This is a genomic window from Butyricimonas hominis (assembly GCF_014287455.1).
GTDB classification, from domain to species: Bacteria; Bacteroidota; Bacteroidia; order Bacteroidales; family Marinifilaceae; genus Butyricimonas; species Butyricimonas muris.
The window spans coordinates 521,890-545,605 of sequence record NZ_JACOOH010000001.1; the positions used below are offsets into that span (position 1 = coordinate 521,890).

A 23,716-nucleotide genomic window follows, 5' to 3' on the forward strand; every position below is an offset into this window, starting at 1 on the left:
CCTTTAAATCATTTCTCCATGCACGATGATGAATCCGGATTCATATCGAATATAAACGCGAAGAAGGAAATTGCGTGGAAGAAATTATACCGAAGTTACTACCCGGCTTTGTGCAATTACGCTTCCCGGATGATTCAAGATGAAGTGCTCGTGGAAGATATCGTGCAGGAATGTCTTATCAAACTATGGGATACCCCCGTGACGTTTTCGAGTATCAGGGGGCTCACGGGATGGCTTTACCAAGCGGTCTATACCCGCTCGTTGAACACGATACGGGATAAAGCCCGCACGAATAAGTTGCGACAGGATTTGTGGGACTCCGTGCAAGGGGAACCGACCGAGGAAGATGCTGTCGATTCGGCTATCGAAGAAGAGATATTACATAAATTCAGAACCATCATTACCCAACTTTCTCCCCAGCAACAGGAAATCATGAAAATGAGCATGAATGGGATGAAAGTAAAAGAAATCGCCGAAACCCTGAACGTGTCGGAGAACGCTATCAAAATGCAAAAAAAGAGGGCTTATTCGGCCATACGGGAAGAACTCGGGGAATGCTGGAGCATCCTGCTCGTGACGTCGTTCCCGAATTTATTCTAAAGATTTGTAATCTGTTATTACAAAAAATGTAATAACAGAAAATGTAATATGCATTCTCTTTATATTTTTCTTGAAATTTTTGTTACCCGTTTTTGTACCTCAGGTGTTTTATTGATAAATTAATAACACATTTATGGCTCATTGGGACGAAATAGATGGTATATCCGGAAGATTGCTCAAGAAGATTCTGCTTGGGGAAGGCAGGGATTCACAAGAGGATTCCGGGCGGCTGACGGACAAATACAAGGATTGGGACACGCTTGCCAAGCAATCCAAGAAGGCATTGAAGTATGACGCGAATAAGGCTTTCCGGAAATTGCAATACCGAAAATATCGTCGCCGCCACTTAATGACACGATGGAGTGTCGCGGCGAGTATTATGCTATTGTTCTCTCTCACCATTTTCTTGACTCAGGAATCTCCCGAAGTGAAGCCCGTCAAGAAGATTGAGCCGGGGTACAAGAAAGCCACCCTAACGCTGTCCGACGGGACAAGCTGGGATATCCGGGAAACGGCGAAAGTGTTCCAAGTGAAGGATAGCGAGTTTAAAGTGGATTCGTGCGGGTTGAGTATATTCAATAATGCCATTGCTCCATCCCAAACAGAAACACAATACCACACGTTGAGCGTACCGAGAGGGGGCGAGTACAATTTAACCCTGTCGGACGGGACGCAAGTCTGGTTAAACTCGGAATCGGAATTACGTTTCCCCACGCGGTTCAACGCGAACAACCGGACGGTATATTGCAAGGGAGAGGTTTATTTCGATGTTACCCGGAACCCGGACTCTCCTTTTATCGTGAGATTGGATAAAGGTGAGGTCACGGTGTTAGGCACGGAGTTCTGCACGTCCGATTACGAGAATTCGGTCGTGGAAGTCACCCTCGTGACGGGCGCAGTCCGGTTCAAGGCAGAAAACGGGGATTCCGTGTCGCTGACTCCTTCCCAACATCTGGTTTATAACACGGTAAGCGACAGTATTTCCGTTACCACGGTGGACACCCGCGTATACACGGCGTGGAAGGATAATTTATTCTGCTTCGAGGATGAAACACTGGAAAATATCATGCGCACGCTGTCACGATGGTATGACATAAATATACGTTTTGACTCGGAGGATTTAAAAGGACGGCATTTCTCGGGAACTATCGAGAAGTATTCGGATATAAAGTCTTTCTTAGAAGTTTTTGAAACAGGAACAGGTATAAAATTTGACATTTATGGACACACGATAATTGTAAGGAAATCAAGATAAACGAAGAAAAGTCCCGTTCTGGTTGGCGCCGAACACGGAACTTCTCTCGCCTAATTAATAGTATAACCAATTAGTTTTCGAAATTATGAAAAAAAATCCATTTAATACGCGGAAAAGGCCGCATTGGATGAAAATTTTTCTTTCAAAAATGAAGTTTTCATTATTGTTTTTAATGCTATTCTGTTCTTATACAGAAGTCTTCTCACAAAAAGTCACCCTAGAGGTCAAGAACATGGACCTTTACACGGTTCTATTACAATTGAAGAACCAAACGGGGGTGCGTATCCTGTACGATGCCGATTACACGAAGCAGATTAAATGCGAGGACACTAATTTTGTAGAAAAGGAACTTACAGATGTACTCTCGCAATTATTGGCTAAAACTTCGCTCGTTTACAAAGAGGTCAACGGGACTTTCGTTATCAGCAAAGCACCTGAAAAAGAGAACAAAACAGTAAAGTTGACCGGTACGGTAAAAGACGTGCAAGGTGTTCCCCTACCGGGAGTTACCGTTGTAATCAAGGGAACTGCTATCGGTGTTTCCACTGACGCGCAAGGTGGGTTCACCTTGAACGTGAAGGAACAAGAGAGAATAACACTTGTATTTTCTTTCGTGGGGATGAAAACCAAAGAAGCTGTCGCAACTCCCAATAAAGCGATGACTATCACCCTCGAGGAGGATACGCAGACCATTGATGAAGTGGTTATCACGGGTTACCAAGTAGTAGACAAACGAAAAAACACAAGTGCCATCACTTCGGTAAAAGCGGCAGATATTATGCGCCCCGGGGTTACCTCTATCGACCAGATGCTGGAAGGTCAAATTCCGGATTTGGTTTCCATGACCAACTCGGGAGAAATCGGGGTGGCCCCGAAATTGCGTATTCGAGGAACCTCTACCCTGATTGGAAACCGGGAACCGCTTTGGGTGATTGACGGGATTGTGCAACAAGACCCGGTAAATATATCTCCCGAGGAGTTGAACAACCCCGACTATATTAATCGTATCGGTAATGCTATCTCCGGGTTAAACCCGCAGGATATCGAACGTATCGATGTTCTGAAAGATGCCTCGGCAACCGCTCTCTACGGGACGAAAGCGGCTAACGGAGTGATTGTTATCACAACCAAGAGAGGGCATCTCGGTGCCCCGATGGTGAGTTACAACATGACGGGAACATTAAAATTCCGCCCCCGTTACAGCGACCGACACATTGACGTGATGACTTCCAAAGAGCGGGTGCAATTTTCCCGGGACTTATTGAATAGCAATTACAATTTCTCTAATCGCGTGAGCCTTGTGGGTTACGAATATCTATACGCCCAATTGTACGCGAAACAAATATCCTATGACGAGTTTGTCAAGCAAGTTTCAGATTTGGAATCCTTGAATACAGACTGGTTTTCCGTGCTGGGGAATGATGCTTTTTCCTCGCAACATACCGTGAGCCTAAGCGGGGGTTCCGAATTAATCCGCTACTACGCTTCCATCGGTTACACGGATGATAATGACGTGATTGAATTTAACCGCAACGACCGTTACACGGCAAAATTGAATCTGGATATTCATTTTTCAGACCGCGTTTCTCTCTCGCTAGGAATTGACGGTAATAAAAGTACCCGAAAATATTACCAAAATGATTTAGCTCCCATTGACTATGCTTATAACACTAGCCGGGCTATTCCTTTTCGAAATGAAGACGGGACTTTATTTTATTACAAAAAATACTCGGGCTCGAACCTTTACAAATTCAATATTTTAAATGAATTGGAAAATAGCGGATGCAGCCAAGAAGGTTCCTCGTTACAGTTTCAAGCCAATCTGTTGTACAATCCTCTCTCTTGGTTAAAGCTTAACGGGATTTTCGCTTACTCTATCTCCAACACAGATATCACGTCTTACTGGGGTGCCGAAACTTTTTACGCCGCCCAACTGCGACATGGCGAACTCGGGGAAGAATTTGACGCCGCAGAGAGTGAGTTGCCCGCGGGTGGCGAGTTAAAACAACAAACAACACGAAATGAAAATTACACGATTCGTTTCCAACTCGACGCTAACAAATATTTCGGACAGGAGGAGCAACACAATATTAACGCGTCATTCGGTTTCGAAGCCAGTTCTTCCAAATATGTCGGTACGGATATCATCAATCGAGGTTATTATCCCGACCGAGGAATGCAGTTTGCCACTTTCAATCAAGGTGATTACCCGAAATTCGATGCTTGGCTACTGAATAACCGTCCCACGTTGACGGATAATTTAACCAACCTCGTGGCGGCTTACGCAAGCATCTCTTATTCCTATCAGAATTGGATTACCTTGAATGCCAATGCCCGCTATGACGGTTCCAACCGTTTCGGTTCACAGAGTAACGACAAGTTATTACCCGTGTGGTCGGCATCCCTGTCTTATAACCCGCTGGAACAATTCCAAGTTACTGATTTCTTCGACTTTTTGCATTTGAAATTTTCCTACGGGTACCAAGGAAATATGCAAGATGGACAGTCCCCGGAGATGATTATCAAGAAGTTGCCGATGGACGAGTATTATCACGAATTACTCTCGGAAGTTTCCATTTACCCGAACCCAAATTTGAAATGGGAACGCACCAGTTCATTAAACGCGGGAATTGAGTTCTCCATTCTGAACCGCCGTTTGATGGTTAGTTCGGATTTCTATCATAAAAAAACGAAAGACGCTTTCCTTTCAAAAAAGATTTCCGGTGTAAACGGTATTGATTCTTACACGGTTAATAGCGGGGAAGTTCTAAACCGGGGATATAATGTGTCACTGACCGGAGTTCCCGTTCAAACGCAAGATTTCCGCTGGTCGCTTTCTACTTCTATTTCCAAAACGTTCAACCGGGTAGAAACTAAACCCTCGACGGATGAATTTAACGTGGACCACTTCTTGGACGGTACCGTTATCACCAAAGGGAACCCGGTAAATACATTTTTCTCGTATCGTTTCAAAGGATTGAGCCCGCTAGACGGAGGTCCCCTGTTCTACGATTATAAAGAAAATCCCGAACGCCTGTACGGTAAAAGTAAACACGATATATTTACTACCATACTGGAAGCATCCGGTTCTCGAGAACCCAAATTTTCGGGTAGCTTTAATAATACATTCACTTACAAGAATTTCAGGTTGAATATGACATTGGCTTATAGTCTCGGTGCCAAAACCCGCTTGTTCAAGCTATTCGACAATCAAGATTTCGGTCCGGAACAAAACGTGAATCGAGATTTCCTCGACCGTTGGCAACGCCCGGGAGATGAAATGTACACCGATATCCCGGTGATTATGAATGGCGGAGTTTCCGGCTACGACGTGCACTGGTCCTCATATGGCGACCTATTACCTACTTTCGGCGGTTCTGCATGGAATATGTATAATTACAGCGACCTCCGGGTGGTAAGTGCAGACTATTTGAAATGTACTACCATGACTTTAACTTATTCATTCCCGAACGAGTTGATTTCGAAATGGAAATTACAACGCTTGGAACTATCGCTGTCAACGAATAATCCGTTCATTTTCTGTTCCTCAAAATTGAAAGGACAGACACCGACACAAGGCGGATTTACCACGATACAGTTGTCCGAACGTCCGACGTTTTCTTTCGGATTGTATGTTTCATTTTAAATTACAACACACATGAAAAGATATAAATTTTCTTCTCTAATCGGAATATTATGCTGCACTTGTTTCGCTTGTGACAGTTTTTTAACAGAATATTCTCACGACCAGGCATATGTACAATCATACACGGATTTAGACGAACTGCTTCTAGGGTCCGGATATATGAAGTGTACTAAATCCAACAAGTACACCAGCTCGGCTAAAGATACCTACTACCCGTACATTCACTTTATGGCTGATGAAACCGAAGTACGCACCTCAGGCGAGTTCGATGATTGGTACGGCGATGAAACTTTAAGACTGTTCTACGGGTTCTACACATGGCAACGAGAGGTGAATAAAGACCATGAAGGAACTTCCACTTGGACTGAAAGCCAAGATTGGAATAATCTATACAAACATATCAATATTGCCAATACCGTTTTGTCGCAAATCGATAACCAAAAGGTCGAAACGACTAACGACCAGCAAAATGTAAATCGAATCAAAGGGGAAGCCCATTTCTTGCGCGGAGCTTACTATTTCATTTTAGCGAATTTGTACGGCAAACCCTATTCCACCGCCACTGCCCAAACGGACTTGGCTGTCCCTTTAAAATTAACCGAATATATCGAGGATAAGGTGTATACCCGGGCTACCGTAGAGAAAACTTATGAACAAGTGGTGAAAGATTTACTGGAAGCCGAAAATTATCTAAAAGGAATCTCACGCAAATCGGTTACCCGAACAAGCCATCAGGCTACATGCCTCATGTTAAGCCGGGTTTACCTGTACATGCAAAATTATGCAGAAGCTGTAAAATGGGCAAAAGCCTGCCTCGAAGAACAATCTAACTTGACTGATTTAAATGGTTTCCAAGGAGAGATGTTTTTGAATCAATCATCCCCGGAATTAATTTTCACGATGGGAAGCAATTATATCGGGTACAATTTAACCCAAAAAGCAGGCAATTTTTCTGCATCGGATGATTTAATGAAATGCTATTCCGAAAATGATTTACGCAAACAATTTTTCTTCGGAGCCGTGGAAGAAGGAGTATACAAATACACGAAAGTCTTCACGACATACGGGATTCGCGAGATATCGGACAATTTCATTTTACGCACGGCGGAAGCATACTTGAACTTGGCGGAAGCGGCAGCCTGTTTGGGTAACGAGTACACGACAGAAGCACAAAACGCATACAACACGCTAAGAAAACACCGTTTCCCCAACTACACGGAGGAGCATTTCCTGACGGGCAAAGCTTTGGTGGAAGCTATCCGCTTGGAACGCCGGCGAGAATTATGTTTTGAAGGACACCGCTGGTTTGATTTACGCCGTTACATGGTAAACGAATTGTACCCGGAAGAGAAAACATTAACCAACACGTACGCGTTATTCAAATATAACTCCTCCTCAGAGCAATACGAAACTTCACTTCATAGAATCTATACCTTGGAACCACATGACGGAGCTTGGGTATTACCGATACCCGATGCCGAGCTGGAGTCGAATTACGGAATGCCCGATAATCCAAGAAACGAACGCGAGTATAAACAGATAAAATAATAAAAATATGAAACATACTATATTACTTTTAGTTCTCACGTGCGCATTATGGTGTTGCTCCAAAGATGAGGATGTTACACCTTCCAACGTGGACCGAAATATGTTTGACATGCCGGATTTCTCCTCGAAAGAAGAGATGAAAATCCGAAGGGATTTTTACGAAAACACGACGTGCTATCTGATTTTCAATGATTCCTTATATTATCGCGCACTCACAACACCCGGTAGTTCAGAGCCGGAATGCGTGGTACTTGATTTAAAATACCAAATAACGGGGTACAGCGAAAACATTTTATTACGACATACTTATTTGAAAAATATTCAAGACAAAGAGTTGGCGGCAAAGTTCGCAAAAGAAGAAATTCTACCCAGACTCATTCCTGCACTCTATCCATACACGTTCTTCATGGTAGACCAATTCTTTGTCAGAGAGGAATCTAAGTGGAGTGACGACTACGGTCCCGAAGTAGAAAGAGCCGCTTACACGGGATATAACGCAACTTTAGTGGCTTACAATAATTATTACCAAATGGACGAAGCCGCTCGCGATGCTTACAAAAGAGCTATTATGTCTATTATCATGGCTAAAAATCACACGCAAATAGCAGATAGCGAGTACGACTCTTTCTACCAATATTCCCAAGATACATACGGCAAATTTCCGGATTACGACGATACGCCATTGGAAGCCGGATTTCTGGAAACCTTCAGGTATGACTGGGGACGCAGTTTTTACTCGAAAAAAAACGACCTGTTAGCATACGTGATGGAGATATTCAAGTTGACGGAAGAGGAGTTCAACGAGAAATACGACAAGGAGAAATATCCATTAGTTCACTTGAAAAAAGAGGCTTTGGTGAAGATATTTGAAAATCTCGGGGTAAAGGTTTATTAATTCAAAAAGATTCTATTATGAAATACATGATTTTAGTTTTATCAATCATATGCGTACTGGGGTATGCCTGTTCGGATGACAATGACGAAAAAGAAATTCCCGTCATTCACCCCGAAGCGGAAGGAACATGGGTAAATCCCCAAGACGGGAACACGTATCACTGGGTTCGTTACGGAAACCAGGATTGGTTATGCGAGAACATGAGAACGGAAACCGCTCCCGGCACTTTTTTCAAAGACGAGAAATACATAACGGAAGAGAATTTATCAAAATACGGTTACGTGTACACGTTTGAAGGTGCAAATTCATTAGCTGTCGAGGAATGGCGTTTACCGACAGACGAGGACTGGAAGGCATTGGAACACCATTTGGGTATGTCCCGGCAAGATTGCGACGCAGAAGAATGGCGAGGTGATTTCGAGGGACAATTGATGATGCAGGGTAACACGGGCAGCGGTCTGGGATTGACTTGTAGCGGATATTACTACACTACCGGAGGCTCAGGTGTACGCAATTTCATGGTTGATGGCATTTATTGGACATCAACCCTAGATTCCCGCACGTCAGGATATGCATGGACTCGTATGATTTCTTACAATCGTTCCGATATCCGGCGTTTCTCTATGATGACAGCAAAAGGTTTAAGTGTACGTTTAGTTCGTGATGTTAAATAAGATTAGAATATGAAAAGAGTTTATACAGTTGTATCCATTCTATTTTTTTCACTCGTGACTTTCGCCCAAAGTGGTACCCGGTTCATGGATAACCGTCCGTGGCAGGAGGTACTGCAACGGGCGCAACGGGAAAATAAATTGATTTTCGTGGATTGCTACACGAGCTGGTGCGGTCCTTGCAAACAATTAGCCACAGAAATATTCCCCCAAGAAAAAATGGGGGAATATTTGAACAAACGTTTCGTCAATGCCAAATACGACGTGGAAAAAGGAGAGGGATTAGCGGTAGGGAAACAATACGAAAAAGAGATTAAGGTTTTCCCGACAATGCTAATTCTAACCGCACAAGGCGAAGTCATTCATAAAGTATCGGGCTGTCGTCCCGCGGATGAATTAATCGCCGCCATCGAAGAAGGATTGCAAGGGAACACCATTTACAACCTGAGAAAAGAGTACGACAGAGGAAACCGGGAATGGAGTTTTATCCAAAAGTTCTTACATTTATTGGAAACAGCCAGCGAACGAAAAGAGTACGAGAAGGTGGCTCGGGAATATGCCTCCCGCTTCCCCATTGACAGTCTGCTTAACAAAGATATCTGGGATATCGTGGGAAAGTTCGTGATACAAACACCTTTCAGTCCGGAATTCCGCTTCGCGGTGGAACATATCGACGACTTGGATAGCAAGGGACTCGTGAATCGTTACCAGTTGGAAAGCAAGTTAAGCGAAGAGATGGGATTTGCCGTAAATTCTATTTTTCTTGTTTCCAATCAAAAACATAGCGAGGATTCACTTGCCAAGTTACAAGAAAAAATCGATTACCTGCGAACACTATTGAAAAAGCCGGTGAAAGGATTTCCCGAATCACTTGCCGAACTTTCTATTGTCGAAAGCAAGATAAAGAATGACACGAACCAATTATACGAAAGATTGTGCGTACTAGTCGAATGCGGTTTTGCGAATCGAGACCTTTTCCTTTCCGATATGCTAAAATATCTGGCTCGAAATTTAAATAACGAAGCCCGTTTAAAGCGCTGTATCAATATCGCCGAGTACATGAAAGAAATCAGTTCGAAATCAAGCTGGGTGCAAGAGGGCTTCGACGAAGTCATCACTCTAGCCAATCAAAAATTGGAAAGCAAGAAATAAAGATTTTATCAACATTGAAAATAGTTCTAATTGTATGAAAAAAATTTTACTGTTAAGCGTATGGCTGGTTGCCACGATTATGGTGTACGCTCAAGAAGCGGGAAAAGGTATCAAATTTCTGGATAATGAACCTTGGGAAGAAGTGGTGAAAACCGCCAAAAAACAACGAAAACTAATTTTTGTGGATTGCTACACGAGCTGGTGCGGTCCTTGCAAAAAGTTAGCCGCTGAAGTTTTCACGCAGAAAGACGTGGGTGACTACGTTAACAAGAAATTCGTCAGCGTGAAGTATGATGTAGAAAAACCTAACGGGTTGGAATTCGCTCGCAAATACCGGGAACTGATTTCTGCATTCCCTACCCTATTATTAATCCGCCCGGACGGTTCCGTGATGCAACGTATCGTGGGGGCATTCCCCGCCGAAGAGATTCTGGAGGCCATTCAAAACGGCGTGGACGGAAAAACATGGCAGGCTTTGGAAAAAGAATACTTGAACGGGAAACGGGATTACGATTTTGTCATGACTTATCTTGACTTGTTGCTTAAATCCGGTGAAAATGAAAAATATGCCGATGTCAAACGAGCGTACGTGAAACAATTTCCCGTTGACAGTTTGTTAAATCCGCAAATATGGGAACTGGGAGCCGAATACATTCAACACCCCAAGACGGAAGAATATCAATTTGTACTCAAACATCTGGATGAATTTGCTCAACGAGGATTCGACCGATACGATTTGGAATGGATGTTAGCAATCAACGCTTATTATCAGATTAGCGATATTATCAAAACCGGTTTCAAGACACAAAATCAAGACACAATAGCCGAATTGAAAAAACAACTTAAGGAGTTGGAAGTAACATTAAACAATCCGGTGAAAAATTTCCCCGAATATCTGGCTTACGTACGACTCGAAGAAAGTTATTTAAATCAAGATTCAGAAGAGTTGGCCTATCGATTAATCTACTTGGGGGAACATCATCTCGCAGCCTATTTGGAATGGGTTAAAAACTGGTTCGAGTACACTATCGAGCATCTGGAAGACAAACAATTAATTCAACGCTGTCTGGATTACCTGTACCAAGCTCAACAAGCCAATGAAATCGGGAACGATTGGATTGTCACCAATTGTTACAATGTACTTGCCAAAGGTTACGCGAAACTGGGCGACCAGAACAAAGCCGAGGAATACACTCAAAAAGCAAAACAAATAGACGCGCAAAACAAGGAGAAACTAAATATTTTTAAATAAAAGTTATGAGGAGTAGACTGACTATTTTAGCTATGATGTTCATAGCTTTGGTATCCTGTAACACAACACCTGAAACCCATGTCGGTTTTCATGTCGAGGATACGCAACTTTATCCTGAGGCAGTGTTAATGACCAAGGATTCTATTTATACACAGGCTTTAACCGCGAATAATTCCACCACATTTACATTACTCAAAAAGTTTGAACCGGCTTACGGGGCTATGTTCTTCGGACAAAAACACGTTTTATTGTACGTTGAACCGGGAAAAAGCTTCGAGCTTTCCGTGAAAATGGAGGGAAGAAAAGCAGTACCGACTTTTTCCGGGGAGGGAGCTAAAAAGAACCAGTATTTGAATAACACGGACTTTAGTTTTACCCCCGATTACAAGTTAAGCGAAACTGAATTCGCCGCTTCTTTGGATAAACAGCTAGAAAAACTTTACAAAAATCTGGATGCCCAAGGATTTGATAACTACTTTAACAATCTTGAAAAAAAGAGATTAAAGTACACCGTTTTCAGTAGCCTGCTGGAATACCGTTCCGCACATCTTTACGCTATCGAAAATTTCGAATACCAATATCCCGATGCCTATTTCAATAAACTGGCCGAAGTTTTCACCGAAGATGAAGATATGCTGGGAATGGGAGTTTACCAAGAATACATGAAAAAGATGGTATCCTATATCTCTATTAACAATATGCCGGAATTCGAAGATTTCTTGTATATCAAAGAGCAATTGAATTACGTTTGCCAGCATTTCAAGAATCCGGCCGTCGCAGAATTCATGGTAGACTACATCATCTCCGACCACGTCGCAGGTGAAGGAATAGGCAAGTTAGAGGAATTAGCCCCTATCTACAAAACTAAAGTTCACGACCCGAAAAAAATAGCGGCTTTCAACGCATTATGTGATAAATGGCGCAGAATTGCCCCGGGACAGCCCTCACCTTCATTCACTTACAAGGACATCAACGGGAAGGAAGTCCACTTGTCGGATTTTGCCGGAAAATATGTCTATATCGATAACTGGGCAACTTGGTGCGGTCCCTGCCGCCGAGAACAACCCATGTTGAAAAAACTGGAAGAAAGATACGCCGGAAAAAACATTTGTTTCGTTAGTGTTTCGTGCGACCAAGACAAAAGCGCTTGGGAAAAGGTCGTGAAAGAAGATAAATTAGAAGGCATTCAATTATTTGCCGGAGCTTCTGATGCTTTTATGGATGCATATATGATAACGGCTATCCCACATTTCATTCTAATTGACCGGGAAGGCAAGGTTATTAATGCAAAAATGAGCCGCCCCTCTGACCCGGAAACCGTTAAATTCCTTGATGCTTTAGAAGGGCTTTAGTTTAGGCTTACACAATTTTGACAAAACGAATCAACGAGAGGGTGTGTTTGACACACCCTCCTTTTTTTAATCATCTTCCCTTGATAAGTATTTGAATATTGTTAAAGATTCGTTAAGACCTAATTTAGAAAAGATACACTTATTTTTCTTTCCTATCTTGCGTCAAAATTTACCCATATTTATTATTCAAATTATGAAAAGCCTTATCTCGATTATTACCTTATTGATGCTCAGCTTTACTGTTTTCGGACAGGGGGTGAACTTCGAACATCTTACATTCGACGAAGCCTTGGCGAAAGCTAAAGCGGAGAATAAACTCATCTTCATGGATTGCTACACGACGTGGTGTGGTCCATGCAAGTACATGACTGAAAATGTTTTTCCACAAGAGAAAGCGGGAGAATATTTCAACCCGAAATTCGTCTGCGTGAAATTTGACATGGAGAAGGGTGAAGGTCCCGAACTGGCAAAAAGATTCGGCGTCAGAGCCTACCCGACTTTCTTTATTATTCGCCCCGACGGAACTATGCAACATACTGTCGTTGGCGGTGGCGAGGTTGACGATTTTATCGCCCGAATTGAAAAAGGATTGAACGAGAAAACCTCTCTCGACTACTTGAACAAGTTGTACGAGAAGGGGAAAATGAACAAGAAACAACTTATCGCTTATCAGATTGCCTTACTTGACGCCTATGACAAAGCCAAAAGCACGGAAGTAAGCGAAAAACTAAATGCCGTTCTAAAAGATAAGGACAAAATGAAAAAAGAATATTGGCCGATCATGGAAAATGACGGTTACGGTTCTGACAATTTCAAACTTGTCGTGAATAATGTCGTCACTTTTAGAAAAAATATCGGCAAAGAGAAGGTGGATTCATACCTATATAATAATTATAGCAGAGCTATCGACAATACCATGCGTCGCGGAGCAAAAGAGCCTGCCGCTCAACTGAATCAAATCCGTCAGGAATTAGCTAACCTCGACTTGGAAAAGAAAGACCAATTAACGGCAAAACTTGACTTGATCGAGGCCGCCGTGAACGGGGATGTAGAGAAAGTCATCGCGTTGGCTTCACGAGAAGATTCCGGCAACGATGTATGGTCTATCGTTTCAGCTCTCACCACGCTCAAACCCAAAGCAACGAAAGAGCAAGCCGGCCGTATCGCGGCTTTAGGAAATAAATTCATCGAGAATGCCGCTCCCGGAAGAGAAAAAGCGTATCTGGAAACAGTTTTCGAGGGTTTCAAAATTGCCGCTCACACGGGAATATATTTCCAAGAATTGACTTATGAACAAGCCTTGGAGAAAGCGAAACAACAACGGAAGAGGCTCTTTATCGACTGCTATACCAGCTGGTGCGGTCCCTGCCAATACATGGCAAACAAGGTATTCACACAAGAGAACGTGGGTGATTTCTTCAACAAGAATTTCATTTGCGTGAAATATGACATGGAGAAAGGTGAAGGTCCGGAATTAGGCAAGAAATTCGGTGTCAGAGCCTACCCGACTTTTGTCATCGTGAACCCGGACGGAAGTATCCGCCACAAACTTGTAGGCGGCGGTGAAGGTGAAGAATTTATCAAGCGGGTAGAAGAATCTTTCGATGATGAAAAAGCTCTCGGAACTTCCATTACCAAATACAATGAAGGAAACCGGGACAAAGCATTTTTGGCTTCTTACGCCCAAACATTACTCGACCTGTATGATCCGGCAGCGAAAGACGTGGCAAATGAATTGTTTATAACCTTGAGTGACGAAGAGAAAGTATCTCCCGACTATTGGTTTATCTTTGACAGAAAAGAACTTAGCCCAAAAGGTTCCGACGCGGAGAAATTCCTGTTGGCCAACCGGGCAAAATTCAACGCTACAAAAGGAAAAGAAGTTGTTGATACAAGACTGAGCAAAGATTTACAACGGGAACTCATGGAAATCCTTGCCACGAAAGGACAGGCAATCAAAGCAACCCGATTTGACGAGATCACGAAAGAAGTGAAAAGTTTGAAACTAAGCAACGAGAAATCATTGCTCGGGCTTGTGGCTATCGGTAGAGCGGTAAAGAATGGCAATGTCGATCGTTTTCTGGCTACTTGCGAGAAAGAGATGCCAAAAGTAAAAGCAGACAAACGGTTATTAAATTACTATTTGTCGCAACTTACTACCCGAGGCACTGACGCACAAAAAGCCCGCTGGAAAAAAATCGCGGATAAATATCTATAAGAGTCTATAAGGTCGAAAGTCCATAAGGTCTATAAAGTCACTAGAGTCCTTCGGACATATTTATCGGTAGCACTAGCTGCCATAGACAAATTGCCCCACGAGGATTCATGGACTTTCGACCTTACGGACTTTATGGACTTTACAGACCTTATATCCCATTTCTTTTTCATTTATAATTGTCAACCGTTTTTCATTTTCAATTGTTTTACGTAAGTTTGCACCCTAATTTTAGGACGAACTGCTTGAAAAAGCGATAACTCTGCTTCCGTGGGAAGCGAAAAGTAAAAGAGAATCGTGTATGATTGAAAATTTAGTAATTGTCGAGTCTCCGGCGAAAGCCAAGACGATTGAACGTTTTTTAGGAAAAGATTATGTTGTAAAGTCCAGCTTCGGACATATCCGGGATCTTGAAAAAAAAGATTTAGGGATAGATATAGAACATAATTTCCAACCCCAATACGAAATATCTCCCGATAAAAAAGCGATTGTAAAAGAGTTGAAGCAACTCGCGAAAGAGGCCAAGACCGTGTGGCTGGCTTCCGATGAGGACCGCGAGGGAGAAGCCATTGCCTGGCACTTGTTTGAAGTACTCGGCTTAAAAAAGGAAAACACGAAACGGATTGTTTTTCACGAGATCACGAAAGATGCCATACTGCATGCCATCAATAACCCGCGGGATATTGACGGTAACTTGGTGAACGCCCAACAAGCCCGTCGGGTACTCGACCGACTGGTGGGATTTGAAGTTTCTCCGGTTCTCTGGAAGAAGGTAAAACCATCGCTTTCTGCCGGACGGGTTCAATCCGTGGCGGTAAAACTCATCGTGGAGAGAGAGCGGGAAATCAATCATTTCGAGGAACAAAAGTACTATAAAGTAATCGGTACATTCGAAACGAAAGATGCTAACGGGAATATCACACCCCTGAAAGCGGAATTATCCGAGCGTTTCTCCACGCAGGAAGAAACACTCAAGTTCTTAGAAGCTTGTAAAGAAGCATCCTTCTCGGTCAGCGATGTGGTAACAAGACCGACCAGTCGTAAACCGGCTCCGCCTTTCACGACTTCCACGTTACAACAGGAAGCATCCCGGAAACTCGGTTTCTCCGTTTCCCAAACCATGTCCGTGGCACAAAAGCTTTACGAGCAGGGATCGATCACTTACATGAGAACGGACTCCGTGAACCTGTCCCAACTGGCTATCGGTGCAGCCAAAGCAGTGATCACGAATGCCCTTGGAGAAAAATATTCCAAGCCACGGAATTACGCGACCAAAACCAAAGGGGCACAGGAAGCCCACGAGGCTATCCGCCCGACTTACATGGACAAAGAATCCATTAGCGGGGATCGTAACGAGCAGCAACTTTACGCCTTGATCCGTAAACGGACACTGGCATCCCAAATGGCAGACGCGGAACTGGAAAAAACTACCGTAACCATTGCCATTTCGGGACAAAAATATAAATTCGAGGCCGAGGGAGAAGTCATCATCTTCGACGGTTTCTTGAAAGTTTACATGGAATCGTTCGATGACGAGAAAGAAGATGACGAGGCAGCATTACTACCCGCCATTCGCAAGGGCGACCAACTGGAACGCTCGCTTGTGCAGGCACAGGAACAATACACGCTGCACCCGCCCCGTTACACGGAGGCAAGCCTCGTGAAAAAAATGGAGACCTTGGGTATCGGGCGTCCCTCTACCTACGCGCCGACAATTACCACGATTCAAAACAGAGGTTACATTCTCCGGGAAAGCCGGGACGGGGTTGACCGGGAACTGGACCAAATCGATTTGAAAGGACAAAATATCAAAATAAACAAGATCAAGAAGACTTTCGGGGCAGAAAAGAAGAAACTTTTCCCCTCGGATATCGGGATGGTCGTTACTGATTTCTTGTCCCAGTATTTTACCAACATCATGGATTACAATTTCACTGCCAAAGCAGAAACCGCACTCGATCATATCGCTGAAGGAGAAATCGAATGGCAATCCATGATCGGCTCTTTCTACCGTCCTTTCCACGCGAACGTGGAGAAAACGCTGAAAGAGTCGGAGCGTAACAGGGGAGAACGCGTACTGGGAACGGAACCTCAAACGGGTGAAACGGTGAGCGTTCGTATCGGGCGTTTCGGACCTATGGCTCAAATCGGCGAGGGTGAAAATGTACGGTATGCCGGGCTGCTTAAAGGGCAATTAATGGAAACCATCACGCTGGAAGAAGCTCTTGATTTGTTTAAATTTCCTCGCCAGTTAGGCGAATATGAAGACAAACCCGTCAGCGTGGGTATCGGTCGTTTCGGACCGTACATCAAACATAATCAGCTCTTCGTTTCTTTGAAAAAAGGAGTTGACGAGCCGGGTACAATCACGCTGGAAACCGCTATCGAGCGTATCGAGGAAAAGCGGGAAATCGAGAGAAACCGGAAGATCAAAGAATTTGATAATGGTGTTCAAATCCTTAACGGACGTTTCGGACCTTATATTACTTTCAATAAAGAAAACTATAAAATCCCGAAAGGACAAGAGGCCGATAAATTGACGTTCGAGGAAACCATGGCTATCATAGCGAAAGGTAACGACACCAAAAAGAAAACGACGAAAAAAACAACAAAGAAGACAGCAGAAAAAACAACAGAAAAAACGAAAAAAACAACCACAAAAAAGAAGAGTAAAAAGAGTGAGTAAGTGAATATATAGAAGGGGATAAAATTTATTTGCATAAAACCAATCCATTTTATATATTCGTACCCTCGAAAATAGATTATTTCGTGTGGAAAACATAAAATTTTAATATAAATGGCAACATTACAAAAAATTAGAAATCGCGGCGGACTACTTGTTAGTATCGTGATTGGTTTGGCCCTTGTGGCTTTCATTGTTGGAGATGCGCTTAGTTCTGGAGCCAGCCTTCTTAACCGCTCTAAAAATCAAGTCGGAGAGATCGCCGGAGAAGCTATCAGCATTCAGGATTATCAGCAAAAGGTAGCGGAGAACGAGGAAACGATCAAATCAATGAACAATTTACCTTCTCTAAACGAAGAGCAACAACGAATGATTCGCGAAAACACGTGGAATCAAATCGTGTCCGAAAACATCATGCAAAAAGAATATGAAAGTCTTGGGCTAGGTGTCAGCGGAGATGAGTTGTTCGATTTCACTTTAGGGGAAAATATGCATCCCAGTATCAAACAATTGTTCACCGATCCGCAAACCGGTGCTTTCGATAAAAATCTTGCCAGAGAAAGAATACAAATGATTTTGAATGCTCCCGCCAATAATATGCAAGCACAAGCGAGCAAACAATATTGGTTGAACATGGAAGAGCAGGTAGAAGCAGCCCGCAAGCAAGAGAAATACAATTCATTGTTAATGAAAGGTATGTTTATCCCGAACGAGGTTGCAAAAGAATACGCCGAGAATGCTTTAACGACTGTTGACATCAGCTTTATCTCGAAGAGTTATAACACGGTAAGCGATTCAGCCGTAAGCGTGACGAACAACGAAATAAAAGATTATTACAATTCACACAAATACCTGTTCGAACAACAGGAAATGCGGCAAATCGTTTACGTGAACTTTGACGTTTCCGCTTCAGCCGAAGATATTCAAGAAACAGAAGAATGGGTAAAAGAGTCCATTCCGGAATTTACCAATGCAAGTAACGTGATTGAATTCGCTAATCTTTCATCCGAAAAAAGATTCCAACCCAAATACTACAAAAAAGGAGAAATCGGGAATGAAGAATTGGATGAATTTCTTTTCACTGAAAAAGGTAACGGCGTGTACGGACCTTACTTGCAAGACAACGCGTACAATATTGCACGCGTAGCCGACCGTAAAGTAATGCCCGACTCTGTAAAAGCCCGCCATATCTTGATTTCAACCCAAACGATGGAGGCTTCCCGCGCCGAGAAATTAGCGGACAGTCTGGCTGGATTAATCCGTAAAGGAGGCGACTTCGACGAACTTGCCAGAAAATATTCCGCGGATCAAAATTCAGCTATCAACGGGGGTGACTTGGGATGGTTTACACAGGAAATGATGATTCCTTCATTCAGTGACACTGCATTTATTGCCAAGAAAAATGAAGTTAAAATCACGAAAACTCCTTACGGTTACCACGTTCTTCAAGTAATGGACATGACAAAACCGGTAGAGAAAGTATTACTTGGAATCATTGCCAAAGAGATTACCCCGTCACAACAGACGGTCAACAAAATCTACAATGATGCCCGTACTTTCGCTAACAATATCAACACGCTTGCCGATTTCGACGCGGCTGTTACTGCCAACAATCAAACCAAGCGTATCGCGAATTTAGGTAAAAACGACGCTACTATCCCGGGTATCGAAAGTGCCAGAGAGATTATCCGTCAGGCTTACTTAACGGATAAACCGGGATTCATCCTTATGGACAAGGAGAAATCTCCGATTTTCGAAACAGGGGATAAATTCACGGTTGCCGTGTTAACCAACATTCAAGAAGAAGGCATCGCACCGTTAAACAGTGTAGCCCCCATGATTCGCACCGAACTTATCAGAAAGAAAAAAGGTGAAATCATCGCGAAAGAATTGACCGGTGCTATCTCCGGTAGCGAAAGTTTGCTTTCTGTCGCTCAAAAGGCAAACGCACAAGTTATGGACGCGACAGATGTCAGCTTCAGTTCATTCCAAATCCCCGGAGCCGGAATCGAACCCAAGTTAATCTCTGAAGTGATGACCTTGCAGGAAAATCAAATCTCCAAACCGATTATCGGCAATCAAGGAGTGTACGTAGTTGTAGTTAATTCCAAAACCGTTGAAACGGCTACCCCCGAACAAATCGAGGCTGCAAAGAATTCGGCACTACAAATGAACATGACCAAAATTTATTATCAGACTCTTCCCGCCTTGATTAAGAAAGCAGGAGTTACCGATGCCAGATATAAATTTTACTAATAGCCTAAACCACAAACCAAGAAAACCGTCCGACACACCGGGCGGTTTTCTTTTGTCAAAAAAAACGCTATTTTTGTTTTGAAAAACAAACACGACATGGAAGAATATTTCGCACACGAAACAGCCGTCATTGACGAAGGCGCAATCATAGGAAAAGGAACTAAAATATGGCATTTCTCACATATCATGAGCAACTGCCGCATCGGGGAAAACTGCAATATCGGACAGAATGTAGTAATCTCTCCCGACGTCATTCTGGGAAATCAAGTGAAGGTACAAAACAACGTATCGGTCTACACGGGTGTGACCTGCGATGACGACGTATTTTTGGGTCCCTCCTGCGTGTTCACAAATGTAACGAACCCGCGGAGTGCCGTGAATCGCAAAAGCCAGTACGCACGGACGCACGTGGGTAAAGGCGCGACAATCGGGGCAAACGCGACTATCGTTTGCGGGCATGACATCGGGGCTTACGCCTTTATCGGTGCCGGGGCTGTCGTGACCAAAACCGTCCCCGCCTACGCCTTGCTGGTCGGGAATCCGGCACGCCAAATGGGATGGATGAGCGAATACGGGCATAGGCTGCATTTCGACAAAGACGGCATCGCCGAATGTCCCGAAAGCAAACAACGGTATCGCTTGCAAAACGGTATTGTAGAAAAGATTACAGAATAATAATATAAAATATTCCATCATGAATATAGCCATGGTAGACCTTCACGGGCAATACGAACGTATTCGGGAAGAGATAAACCACGCCATACAGGAAGTCCTCGACTCCGCGGCATTTATCAACGGACCGCAGGTAAAACAATTTGAACAACACCTCGCGGAATACAATCAAGTGGAGCACGCGATAACTTGCGGGAACGGAACCGATGCCCTGCAAATTGCCTTGATGGCCTTAGGCTTACAACCGGGTGACGAAGTAATTGTACCTGTCCATACCTACGTGGCAACGGCGGAAGTGATAGCCTTACTACATCTGGAACCCGTGTTCGCGGATTGTGTGGCAGACCGCTTCACGATAGACGTTACCCGGATTGAAGAAAAAATCACCCCCCGCACGAAAGCCATCGTACCCGTTCACCTGTACGGTCAATGTGCCGACATGGAGCCTTTGATGGAAATTGCCAAACGCCACAACCTCTTCGTGGTGGAGGATGCCGCGCAATCCATCGGGGCGGAGTACACTTTCAGCGACGGACGGAAACTGAAATCCGGGTGTATCGGCGATATCGGCACCACTTCATTTTTCCCGTCCAAGAACTTGGGATGCTACGGGGACGGCGGAGCCTTATTTATCCGGGACGCCCGACTGGCAGAACGTGCCCGCATGATTGCCAATCACGGGCAAAAGATTAAATACCACCACGATATCGTGGGTTGCAATTCCCGGCTGGACACGTTACAAGCCGCCATTCTCGACGTGAAATTACGTTATCTCCGCGAATACACTGCCGCCCGTAACCGGGTTGCCGACAAATACGACGAGGGACTGGCTTCCGTCAAAGGCATTATACTTCCCGCCCGGGCTACCGACAGCACGCACGCGTTCCACCAGTACACGATACGAGTGGCGGACAAACGCAGGGATGAACTGAAGACTTTCCTGCAATCCCAAGGCATCCTGAGCATGATATATTACCCGGTTCCTTTACACCTGCAACAAGCCTACCTCCGCGAAGGACAAGGGAAAGGCTCGTACCCCGTGTCGGAGCAACTGAGCGAAGAGGTACTATCCCTGCCCATCCACACGGAAATGAAACCGGAGGTTCAAGAATATATCATACAACAAATACACGCGTTTTTTAATCAATAATACCCGTTCCATGAACATTATCACCATCGTAGGGGCAAGACCTCAATTCGTGAAAGCGGCAGTAGTCAGCCGAGAAATCAGCACTCACGATGATATTCACGAAACCATCATACACACGGGGCAACACTTCGACCCCAATATGAGTGATTTGTTTTTCGAGGAAATGCGGATTCCCGCTCCCGGTTACAACCTCAATATCAACAGCCTGAGTCACGGTGCCATGACGGGCAAGATGCTTGAAGAAATCGAAAAAGTACTTCTGGACAAGAAACCGGACTGGGTGCTTGTGTACGGGGACACGAACTCCACCCTCGCCGGGGCTCTTGCCGCGAAGAAATTACATATCCGGGTGGCACACGTGGAAGCCGGGTTGCGTTCATTCAACATGACCATGCCGGAAGAAATCAACCGGATTCTGACAGACCGCGTTTCCGATATCCTTTTCTGCCCGACGGAAACGGCTACCCGAAACCTGAAAAACGAAGGCTTCGACCATTTCGACTCCCGTGTCGTGCTATCGGGAGATGTCATGCTGGACGCCGCCCTTTTCTACCGGCAATACAGCCGTCCGCCACAAATCGAACTGAAGCGGGATTTCGTACTCGCCACCCTGCACCGGGCTGAAAACACGGATACTCCCGAATACTTGTCGGAAATCATCCGGGCACTGGAAACGATTTCACGGGAGCAAGACGTCCTTCTCCCCCTTCATCCCCGTACCCGGGCTAAACTGGAGGCTTCGGGCTATAATACCCGACTCTCCCCCATTCGTTTCATCGACCCCGTGGGATACCTTGAAATGATTTACTTGCTAGACAAATGCTCGCTCGTCATGACGGATAGCGGGGGTTTACAAAAAGAGGCTTTCTTCTTCCGGAAATATTGTATCACGCTCCGGAACGAAACGGAATGGACGGAACTCGTCGCCCACGGTTACAACGCCTTGGCGGGAAATTCATACGACAGAATTATCCAAGCCTACCGGGAGCAACCGCATCCTAACTTTTCTACCCCCCTGTACGGTAACGGACATGCCGCGAAAGTGATTGTCGATACTTTAATCGAGGCATAAAATGAAAAAGAAAGTTCTAATTATTACCTACTATTGGCCGCCAAGCGGGGGACCGGGAGTGCAACGGGTGCTAAACTTCGCGAAATACCTGCCCAAGTACGGGTGGGAACCCGTGATACTGACCGTCAGAAAAGGCGAATATCCCGCTAAAGACCCCTCGTTGGAAAAAGAAATCCCGTCGCACCTAAAGGTGTACAAGACAAAAACTTTCGAACCGTTCTCCATTTTCAAACTGGTTTCCGGCAAAAAGAAAGACGACGCAATCGGTACCTATATTCTCTCCGAGAAAAGCCCGAACCTCGTCACCCGCCTCTCCAAATGGATTCGGCTCAACCTCTTCATCCCCGATGCCCGTGTCGGTTGGAAACGTTACGCCGTGAAGGAAGGAAAGAAAATCATCCGGTCGGAAAACATTGATTTGATTCTCACCTCCTCTCCTCCCCATTCGTTGCAACTAATCGGTCAAGCCCTTGCCCGAGAAACAGGAAAACCGTGGATTGCCGACTATCGCGACCCGTGGAAAGAAGTCGTTTACAACCAAAACTTGAAAAGGAGTGCCCGTGCCGAGCGTAAAGACCGCAGTCTGGAACACGACGCCTTGAATGCCGCCGATGGCATCGTGTCCATCAGCAAGGACATCCTGCAATTGCTCGAAAGCAAACGCGAAAAACCGCGAAACGGTTGTCTGGTCTTCAACGGTTACGACAACCGTCCGGCTCCCCTCCCGCGTAACGACTGCCCCGTGATTACTTACACGGGAGTACTTTCAGTCACCCGTATCCCGACACCCTTACTCCCCGCCCTTCGGGAATTGCGGGAAGAAAATATACGGTTCCGGCTGAAATTCATCGGGAACACCTGCCCCGAACTGCGACAACTCGTGGAGGAAAACGGGCTGACAGCCGACACGGAATACATATCCTATCTCCCCCACGACGAATCGATACGCCATATCAACTCGTCCGACGCCCTGTTACTTGTCATTGATAACGTACCGAACAACAAGGGCATCCTTACCGGAAAATTGTTCGAGTACATCGGGGCTCAACGTTCCATTCTCGCCGTCGGCAATACCGAGGGTGAAGCCCGCCACATCATCGACGAATGTCAATGCGGGGAAATGGTCGACTACAATGACACGGAAGGTGCCAAAAGAATATTACGCAAGCTCCACGAGGCATGGCAACGTCAAACACCCGCCTACTCGTTCTCGAACAGTTCCCGTTATTCCCGCGAGGCAACCACCGGGGAGCTGGCTCACTTCATGAATCACGTGCTTTCCCGGCACTCGAAATAA

At 44.7% G+C, this 23,716-nt stretch carries 16 protein-coding genes; all 16 read left to right on the forward strand.

The window, feature by feature from the left end:
• Positions 1-18: 18 nt before the first annotated feature.
• The 16 genes from H8S64_RS02030 to H8S64_RS02105 all read left to right on the forward strand — a co-directional run bounded on the left by H8S64_RS02030 (position 19) and on the right by H8S64_RS02105 (position 23,716).
• Positions 19-600: an RNA polymerase sigma factor gene (locus H8S64_RS02030; RefSeq protein WP_186974743.1), complete on the forward strand. Its 582-nt coding sequence runs from the start codon at positions 19-21 to the stop codon at positions 598-600.
• Positions 601-733: 133 nt separating this feature from the next.
• On the forward strand, positions 734-1,855 hold the full coding sequence (locus H8S64_RS02035; RefSeq protein WP_186974744.1) for a FecR family protein: 1,122 nt from the start codon (positions 734-736) through the stop codon (positions 1,853-1,855).
• A 148-nt stretch (positions 1,856-2,003) separates the two neighbouring features.
• Positions 2,004-5,501, forward strand: coding sequence for a SusC/RagA family TonB-linked outer membrane protein (locus H8S64_RS02040; RefSeq protein ID WP_255469388.1), 3,498 nt, complete (start codon positions 2,004-2,006; stop codon positions 5,499-5,501).
• 159 nt (positions 5,502-5,660) lie between these two features.
• A complete protein-coding gene (locus tag H8S64_RS02045; RefSeq protein ID WP_186974746.1) occupies positions 5,661-7,049 on the forward strand; it encodes a RagB/SusD family nutrient uptake outer membrane protein in 1,389 nt (462 codons plus the stop codon).
• A gap of 7 nt (positions 7,050-7,056) precedes the next feature.
• Positions 7,057-7,944: a hypothetical protein gene (locus H8S64_RS02050; RefSeq protein ID WP_186974747.1), complete on the forward strand. Its 888-nt coding sequence runs from the start codon at positions 7,057-7,059 to the stop codon at positions 7,942-7,944.
• Positions 7,945-7,961: 17 nt separating this feature from the next.
• Positions 7,962-8,618, forward strand: coding sequence for an FISUMP domain-containing protein (locus H8S64_RS02055; RefSeq protein WP_186974748.1), 657 nt, complete (start codon positions 7,962-7,964; stop codon positions 8,616-8,618).
• A gap of 9 nt (positions 8,619-8,627) precedes the next feature.
• On the forward strand, positions 8,628-9,767 hold the full coding sequence (locus H8S64_RS02060; protein WP_186974749.1) for a thioredoxin family protein: 1,140 nt from the start codon (positions 8,628-8,630) through the stop codon (positions 9,765-9,767).
• Between the two features lie 34 nt (positions 9,768-9,801).
• Positions 9,802-11,019, forward strand: coding sequence for a thioredoxin family protein (locus H8S64_RS02065; RefSeq protein ID WP_186974750.1), 1,218 nt, complete (start codon positions 9,802-9,804; stop codon positions 11,017-11,019).
• A 5-nt stretch (positions 11,020-11,024) separates the two neighbouring features.
• Positions 11,025-12,371 carry a TlpA family protein disulfide reductase gene (locus tag H8S64_RS02070; RefSeq protein ID WP_186974751.1) on the forward strand — a complete coding sequence of 449 codons (1,347 nt, stop codon included), beginning with the start codon at positions 11,025-11,027 and terminating at the stop codon, positions 12,369-12,371.
• Between the two features lie 193 nt (positions 12,372-12,564).
• Positions 12,565-14,589 carry a thioredoxin family protein gene (locus tag H8S64_RS02075; RefSeq protein WP_255469389.1) on the forward strand — a complete coding sequence of 675 codons (2,025 nt, stop codon included), beginning with the start codon at positions 12,565-12,567 and terminating at the stop codon, positions 14,587-14,589.
• A gap of 298 nt (positions 14,590-14,887) precedes the next feature.
• Positions 14,888-17,272 (forward strand): type I DNA topoisomerase, encoded by a 2,385-nt coding sequence (gene topA, locus H8S64_RS02080; RefSeq protein ID WP_186974752.1) that lies wholly within the window; start codon positions 14,888-14,890, stop codon positions 17,270-17,272.
• A gap of 111 nt (positions 17,273-17,383) precedes the next feature.
• Complete coding sequence (locus H8S64_RS02085; protein ID WP_186974753.1) at positions 17,384-19,525, forward strand: peptidylprolyl isomerase; 2,142 nt, start codon at positions 17,384-17,386, stop codon at positions 19,523-19,525.
• A 96-nt stretch (positions 19,526-19,621) separates the two neighbouring features.
• Positions 19,622-20,200: an acyltransferase gene (locus H8S64_RS02090; protein ID WP_186974754.1), complete on the forward strand. Its 579-nt coding sequence runs from the start codon at positions 19,622-19,624 to the stop codon at positions 20,198-20,200.
• Positions 20,201-20,219: 19 nt separating this feature from the next.
• The gene (locus H8S64_RS02095; RefSeq protein WP_186974755.1) at positions 20,220-21,347 is read left to right on the forward strand and encodes a DegT/DnrJ/EryC1/StrS family aminotransferase; all 1,128 of its coding nucleotides are present in this window, start codon (positions 20,220-20,222) and stop codon (positions 21,345-21,347) included.
• Positions 21,348-21,357: 10 nt separating this feature from the next.
• Positions 21,358-22,419, forward strand: a complete 1,062-nt coding sequence (wecB, locus tag H8S64_RS02100; protein WP_186974756.1) for a non-hydrolyzing UDP-N-acetylglucosamine 2-epimerase — start codon at positions 21,358-21,360, stop codon at positions 22,417-22,419.
• Position 22,420: 1 nt separating this feature from the next.
• Positions 22,421-23,716: a glycosyltransferase family 4 protein gene (locus H8S64_RS02105; protein WP_186974757.1), complete on the forward strand. Its 1,296-nt coding sequence runs from the start codon at positions 22,421-22,423 to the stop codon at positions 23,714-23,716.